Origin of the sequence: Nocardiopsis listeri, assembly GCF_020741345.1 — a bacterium.
Lineage (GTDB): Bacteria > Actinomycetota > Actinomycetes > Streptosporangiales > Streptosporangiaceae > Nocardiopsis > Nocardiopsis listeri_A.
Window position 1 is genome coordinate 1 of record NZ_DYZD01000243.1, and the last position, 6,825, is coordinate 6,825.

At 70.6% G+C, this 6,825-nt stretch carries 6 protein-coding genes and 1 pseudogene; 3 read left to right on the plus strand and 4 right to left on the minus strand.

From position 1 onward, the window contains the following. The 3 genes from K8V84_RS12905 to K8V84_RS12915 form a co-directional block, all read right to left on the minus strand. On the minus strand, positions 1-1,454 hold a 1,454-nt coding region (locus tag K8V84_RS12905), incomplete at its 3' end, for a tripartite tricarboxylate transporter permease (protein ID WP_304074463.1). Then, complete coding sequence (locus tag K8V84_RS12910; RefSeq protein WP_304074465.1) at positions 1,454-2,089, minus strand: tripartite tricarboxylate transporter TctB family protein; 636 nt, start codon at positions 2,087-2,089, stop codon at positions 1,454-1,456. The genes K8V84_RS12905 and K8V84_RS12910, both read right to left, overlap by 1 nt. Continuing rightward, the gene (locus K8V84_RS12915) at positions 2,086-3,078 is read right to left on the minus strand and encodes a tripartite tricarboxylate transporter substrate binding protein (RefSeq protein WP_304074467.1); all 993 of its coding nucleotides are present in this window, start codon (positions 3,076-3,078) and stop codon (positions 2,086-2,088) included. Before K8V84_RS12915 ends, K8V84_RS12910 begins: the two co-directional genes overlap by 4 nt. Before the next feature lie 209 nt (positions 3,079-3,287). On the opposite strand from K8V84_RS12915, the gene K8V84_RS12920 reads away from it, so the two are divergent. From K8V84_RS12920 to K8V84_RS12930, 3 genes are all read left to right on the plus strand, one after another. Then, complete coding sequence (locus tag K8V84_RS12920; RefSeq protein ID WP_304074469.1) at positions 3,288-4,952, plus strand: sensor histidine kinase; 1,665 nt, start codon at positions 3,288-3,290, stop codon at positions 4,950-4,952. Next, positions 4,949-5,632 carry a response regulator gene (locus K8V84_RS12925; RefSeq protein ID WP_304074470.1) on the plus strand — a complete coding sequence of 228 codons (684 nt, stop codon included), beginning with the start codon at positions 4,949-4,951 and terminating at the stop codon, positions 5,630-5,632. The genes K8V84_RS12920 and K8V84_RS12925 overlap by 4 nt, the downstream gene beginning before the upstream one ends. A gap of 282 nt (positions 5,633-5,914) precedes the next feature. Further along, a complete protein-coding gene (locus K8V84_RS12930) occupies positions 5,915-6,289 on the plus strand; it encodes a VOC family protein (protein ID WP_304074472.1) in 375 nt (124 codons plus the stop codon). A 17-nt stretch (positions 6,290-6,306) separates the two neighbouring features. On the opposite strand, the pseudogene K8V84_RS12935 reads toward K8V84_RS12930, so the two are convergent. Then, positions 6,307-6,825: pseudogene (locus tag K8V84_RS12935) on the minus strand (FAD-dependent oxidoreductase); the annotation flags it as partial.

Genomic DNA, 6,825 nt, shown 5'->3' on the forward strand with positions numbered 1-6,825 from the left:
ACCAGCGCGTACAAGCCGACCGAGATGCCACTGCTCACCAGGATCGACGGGTCGCCCGAGGAAGCGGCCAAGGCCCGACGGAACTCCGTCTCCGCGATCGGCCCCAGCACCACACCGATGAGCGCCGGCGCCACCGGGACCCCGAACGTCCGCATCACCAGACCCAGCACCGCGACCGCCAACAACATCACCAGGTGCGTCACCGAGGTGTTGATCGCGTACACCGCCAGCACCGAGAACAGCGTGATCCCCGCGTACAGGTAGGGCTTGGGCAGCTTCAGCAGGCGGGCCCACAGCGGAGCGAACGGCAGATTGATCACCAACAGCAGGACGCTGCCGATGAGCAGCGACGCCAGCAGCGTCCACACCAGGTCGGCGTTGCGCTCGAAGAGCACCGGGCCCGGCTGCAACCCGTACTGCTGGAACGCCGCCAACATGATCGCGGCCGTCGCCGACGTGGGCAGACCCAACCCGAGCAGGGGCACCATGGTGCCCGCGGCGCTGGAGTTGTTGGCCGACTCCGGGCCGGCCACACCCTCGATGGCGCCCTGCCCGAACTCGTCCTCCTCACCCGTGCGGCGAGCACGACGAGCGGCGAGCCTGCGCTCCAGCCCCAGCGAAAGGAACGTGGGGATCTCCGCGCCGCTGCCGGGGATCGGCCCGAAGGCGCTGCCCAGCGCGGTGCCGCGCAGCCACGGTTTCCAGGAACGTCGCAGGTCCTTGCGGCCCAGCCACGGACGCCCGGTACGGATCGCCGCGAAGTTCGGCGCGGACCTGCCGCGCGCCGCGATGTACAGCACCTCGCCCAGGGCCAGCAGACCCACGGTCACGATGACGATGTCGATACCGTCCATCAGACTGGAGGAACCGAAGTCGAACCGGGCGGCGCCGCTCTGTGCGTCGATGCCCACCAGGCCGATGGCCAGACCGATGAGCAGCGACGTCACGCCGCGCAGCACCGAACCCGACACCACCGCGGCCACCGCCACGAACGAGAACACGGTCAGGGCGAAGTACTCGCCGGGGCCGAAGTTGAGCGCGAACGCCACCATGACCGGGGCGAACAACGCCACCACGAGCGTGCCGATGACGCTCGCCACGAACGATCCGATCACCGCGGTGCCCAGTGCCTGCGCCGCCCTTCCGTTGAGCGCCATCTTGTGGCCCTCGTAGGTGGTGGCGATCGACGACGCCTGTCCGGGCGTGTTCAGCAGGATCGACGTGGTGGCGCCACCGAACATGCCGCCGTAGTACACACCCGCGAACAGGATGAACGCGCTGGTCGGGTCCAGCCGGAAGGTCACCGGCAGCAGCAGGGCCACCGCCATCGCCGAGCCCATGCCCGGCAGGACGCCCACGGCGGTGCCCAACAGCACGCCGAGGAAGGCCCACATGAGGTTCTGCGGGGTCAGCGCCGCGGCCAACCCGTCCATCAGGTTGATCAGAGTGTCCATCACAGCACCAATTCCAGGAAGCCGCCCGGCAGGTTGAGCCCGAGCCCGAGCGAGAAACCGACCTGCACGGCGGCCGACATCGACAGCGCCACGATCACGTCACGCAGGTACGCGCGGGCGCCGAACGCGTAGGCCACGACCCAGAACAACAGGGCGCCGGCGATCAGCCAGCCCACGAACTCCAGCAGGGCGGTGTGCACCACCAGACCGGCGAGGACCAGCAGGACCGGTCGGCTCTCGAACCAGGCCAACGGGGAAGAACCCTTCCCACCGCCCAGGTTGCGCAGGTTCACCACGCTCATGCACACGGCGGTGAGCAGCAACAGCGCGCCCACCGCGCCCGGGAAGGCGCCCGGGCCGGGACGGGTGGCGTTGGGCGGGGTCTCGATGGTGACCGCGCCCCATACGGCCACCAGACCCAGGACCGCGGCCAGCGCGGGGACGACCCACGCCGCCGGTCCCCTCCACGGGGTGGTCTCGGGGTCCGGAACCGATTGCGCGGCGGTGCTCGCGGTGTTCGTCGCGCCCTCCGAGGGCTCGACGGCTTCGGTGGTCGCGGGCCGGCCCCCGACGTCGGTGGTCTCCGACGGGTCGGTGCCCGCCGTCCTCTCCTCGTCTGTTCCGTTGGTGCTCACAGCCCCAGCTCCTCCACGGTCTCCTGGGTCAGGGCGATCTCCTCGTCGAGGTACTCCTCGAACTCGGCGCGGCCCTGGTAGGTGTCGGTCCAGCGGTTGCGCTCCAGGGTGTCGGCCCAGGCATCCGAGGTCACCATGTCCTGAACCAGCGCCTCCAGCGCGTCGGCCTCCTCTTCGGGCAGCCCGGGCGGGGCGATGACCCCGCGCCAGTTCGACATGTCCAGGTCGTAGCCGAGCTCGATCATGGTGGGGATGTCCACCCCGTCGAGGCGTTCGGGGGAGGAGACCGCCAGTGCGCGCAGCGGACCGTCCTCGGCGATCTGGTCGCTGAAGTCGCCCAGGGTGCCGAATCCGACCTGAGAGGTGCCCGACAGCAACGAGGTGAGGGTCTCGCCACCGCCCGAGTAGGGCAGATAGTTGATCTCACCGGGGGAGATGTCCATGCTCTGGGCGACCTGGGCCGCGAAGATCTGGTCCACGCCGCCCATGGAACCGCCCGCCACGGGCAGGGTCGATGACTGTTCTCGCCAGTCCTCGGCGAGGTCGTCGAGGGTCTCGTAGGGGGAGTCCTGCGGGACGACGATCGCGAGGTATTCCGAGGCCAGCCGGGCGATGGGGGTCGAGTCGGCCATCGTGTACGGCGACCCGGTGGTCTCCACCGCTCCCACCATTCCCAGACCCGTCATGGTCAACACGTTGTCCTGACCCTCACGGCCCGCGGTCTGGGCCAGACCGATGGTGCCGCCCGCGCCCTCGGCGTTGCGGACCTCGACGTTGAACCGCAGATCCTCCTCGCGCAGGCCGTTCTGCATCTCGCGGGCCAGGGTGTCCCAGCCGCCGCCGGGCCCGGCCGGCGCGATGAGCAGGAGTTTCTCCTGGGCGCCGGCACCGGAGGCCGCGCTCTGGCGAACGTCGTACAGCGCCGTCCCGACCAGCAGGAGGGCGCACAGCCCACCCACCAGGCGGAGCACCAGGCCACTGTTGCGCATGGGTCCTCTCCTTCCTCGATCGTCTGTGCACGTCCCCCGGTGCGCAGACGCAGGGGAGATCCAGGGCACAGTGTGACCCGGCCCACGCGCGGGTGAGGGTTTTGTTAAAATTGGAGTCATATTGGTCGTATTGTTCGTGGCAGGCGCTCCCTCACCACCTGCGCCTTCACCGGCCGGACCACCCGCACTCCCCGGCCACTGGAGTTCCCATGTCCCTATCGCCCGCCCAGGGCCGGTTCACGCTCACCGGCTCACTGTTCATCGGCTACGTGTGTCTGTTGGCGGTGGCGCTCGGTGGGATCGGTGTCCTCTGGGCGCTCCACTTCGATCGGGAGACCGATCGCCAGTACGCGGAGCGGGTCCTCACCGTGGCCCGCTCCGTCGCGGTGATGCCCGCCGTGGTCGACGGGATCCAGGCACCCGACCCCAGCGCCGAGCTGGACCCCCTGGCCGACCGGGTCGCCTCGGCCACCGGTGCGGACTTCCTGGTCATCGCCACGCCCGACGGAACCCGCTACACGCATCCGGACAAGGACCTCATAGGGCGGACGGTCTCCACCCCGCCCGGTCCCGTCGCGGAAGGCGTGGAATGGACCGGGGTCCAGGAGGGAACCCAGGGCCACACGGTTCGTGCCAAGGTGCCCGTGTTCTCGGAGGGGGGATCGGTCAGCGGCGGTGACGCGCGGGGCGAGGTCATCGGCTACGTGTCGCTGGGCATCCTCACCTCCAGCGCCGCCGGCGACGCCCGTGCCGCGATCCCCGGGATCCTCGCGGTCACCGTGCTCGTCCTCGGGGTGGGCGTGGTCGGCTCCTGGGCGCTGTCCCGACGGCTGCGCGCCAAGACGCACGGGCTCGAACCCGCGGACATCACCGCGCTGTTCGAAAGCAGAGAGGCCCTCCTGCACGCCGTGCGCGAGGGAGTGCTCGCCGTCGACACGAACGACAGGGTGGTCCTGGTGAACCCGCCGGCCCGGGCCATGCTCGACCTGCCCGAAGGCACCGAGGGGCGGCACCTGAACGAACTCGACCTGCCCGAACGGGCCCGTGACATCGTCTCCGGCGTCGACCCCGGTGAGGATCTCATCCTGCTGTCCGGGGACCGGGTCCTGGTCGCCAACCGCATGCCCGTACGGATTCGCGGCGCCGAGGCCGGCGCGGTGGTCACCCTCCGGGACCGCACCGAGGTGAACCGGCTCACCGGAGAACTCGACGGAGCCCGCACCGTCACCCGGGGGCTGCGCGCCCAGACCCACGAGTTCGCCAACCGGGTGCACACCATCGCGGGCATGCTGGAACTCGGCGACCACGAAGAGGCCCGCGCCTACCTGGCCGACCTCGCCGCCACCCACACCCGCACCACGAGCGGCATCGCCGAACACGTGCGCGACACCGCGTTGGCCGCCCTCACCCTGGCCAAGTCGGCGCAGGCCTCCGAGCTGGGGGTGGACCTGCGGCTGTCCCCGATGACCAACGTGCCCGAGCGTTTGCGGGGAGAGTTGCGATCCGACGCGCTCCTCGTCCTCGGCAACCTGGTGGACAATGCCCTGGACGCCGTAGGCCCCGGCGATTGGGTCGAACTCCTGGTGCGCATGCACCGGTCCGCCGACACGGACCTGCCGCACGACCTTCTGGAGATCCGGGTGACCGACTCCGGGCACGGGGTCTCCGACGACGTCGCCGAGGAGATCTTCCGGTTCGGGTTCACCACCAAGGCGTCCCGGGACGGTGGCAGCAGGGGCTTGGGCCTGGCCCTGGTCAAGCAGGTCTGTGAGAGCAAAGGGGGAAGCATCGAGATGGAGGCGCCCGACGCGGAGGAGGGCGCGGTCTTCACCGCGTGCCTGCCGGCCGTGGCACCGGCGGAGGTGGCCGGGTGATCCGCGTCCTGATCGTCGACGACGACGTGCGTGTGGCCCGCAACCACCAGGAGTTGGTGGAGTCGGTGTCCGAGTTCACCGTGGTGGGGGTGGCGCACACCGCCGCCGCCGCCCTGGCCCAGGTACGCGGACACCGGCCCGACCTGGTCCTGTTGGACCTGCACCTGCCCGACGCCTCGGGGATATCGGTCATGCGCGCACTGCGTTCGGCCACCGAACCGGGCACGCCCCAGCCCGACTTCCTGATGATCACGGCCGTTCGGGACATCGCCCAGGTCCGCTCCGCCCTGCACGGCGGCGCCGTCCACTACCTGCTCAAGCCCTTCCCCCTCAGCGCCCTGCGCGACCAGCTCGAACGGTTCGCGGTGGCCAGGCGGCGGATGCAGGCCCAAGGAGAGGCCACCCAACAGGACGTGGACCGGTTGATCGGGCTGTTGCGTCCGCCCGCGGCCCGTTCCCTGCCCAAGGGGCTCACCGCGGCCACCGTCGATCTGGTCGCGGGGGTGCTGCGCGAGACCGAGGGGGAGCTGTCCGCCGTGGAGGTGGCCGAGCGCTCCGGGGTGTCCCGGGTGACGGCTCGTCGCTACCTTGAGCACCTGTGCGCCGATGGCCGCGCCGAACTGCGCATGCGCTACGGTTCCGCCGGCCGCCCCGAACACCTCTACCGCTGGGTCGCCTGACCCCGGTCGCCGGATCACCCGGTCGTGGATGTCCCACCGATGTGTTCGCGCCGTGGCCCACTCGCCAGGAGTCATTACGGGACGAGTTCCACCGGAAAGGGGAGGTCGGACTCGAAGAGTCCCTCACCCTCCCGAAAAACCGCTGGGTGCGGGTATTCGGAGCCACGTCGGGTTACCGGTGGGTTTCCACAGGGCGGGTCCGGTCCGATGGATCGAGGCCGACATGCTCCGGAGGCTCTCCCCGTGCCGGGAAACGTCGGTGGCGGGTGTCACACTCGGAGCATGTTGGATCACCTTGGAATCCAGGTCGCCGACCCGACCGCCGCCGCGTCCTTCTACGACTCCGTCCTCGCGCCACTGGGACACCGCCGCATGCTCCAGTTCGGGGAGGTCATCGGTTACGGCTCCGATCACCCCGCGTTCTGGATCTCGCCCAGCGAGACGGGCGGCCCCGCGCGGGAGTCGCACATCGCGTTCACCGCGGCCGACCGGGCAGGAGTCGACGCCTTCTTCGCGGCCGCCGTCGAGGTCGGGGCGCAGGTCCTGCACGAGCCGAAGGAGTGGCCCGAGTACCACGAGCACTACTACGGTGCCTTCGTCCGTGACCCCGACGGCAACAACGTGGAGGCCGTCTCCCACGTCCCGGCCCGGGGCTGACCGGACGCGGTCCGGGCTCATCGGGAGTCGGTGGCGGTCCGCGAGTGCCGGGCGGTGGCCAGCTCCGCGGCCCGTACGGCGCTGGTCACCGCCACCTCGCCCAGCATGCCCGGTGCGGCCACCTGGTCCCCGGCCAGGTACACGCCCTCGCCGCGGTCGATGGCGGGACGGTCCCGCCAGGTGGTGCCCGGCAGGTCCAGCGCTCCGGTGCGCCCCCGCGCCACCTGGTCGCGCCGCCAGGTCGACCTCTCCCGCCACTCGGGCAGCGCGGCGTCGAGCAGAACCTCCAACCGGGCGTTGGTGTCCGCGCGGCTCTCACCCGGGCGGACCGGAAGCTGCGCCTGGACCAGGTCCTCACCCTCGGGCGCGAGCGTGGGATCGACGACGGTGTAGCGCTCCAGGAAACCGCACTGGTCGGAGTCGAACACCAGGAACGGATCGCCGGGACGCCGTGTCAGCCCGAGGTCGGTCATCAGGGTGTGTCCGCTCTGCCACCGCAGGGCGTCGTCCCCCGACAACGTGCGCGCAGCGTCCAG

Bases quoted from the DNA above. Each gene is read 5' to 3' on its own strand.
- K8V84_RS12930 (WP_304074472.1), top strand. From the start codon at position 5,915: ATGTTGGATCACCTTGGAATCCAGGTCGCCGACCCGACCGCCGCCGCG.
- K8V84_RS12920 (WP_304074469.1), top strand. From the start codon at position 3,288: ATGTCCCTATCGCCCGCCCAGGGCCGGTTCACGCTCACCGGCTCACTG.
- K8V84_RS12915 (WP_304074467.1), bottom strand. From the start codon at position 3,078: ATGCGCAACAGTGGCCTGGTGCTCCGCCTGGTGGGTGGGCTGTGCGCC.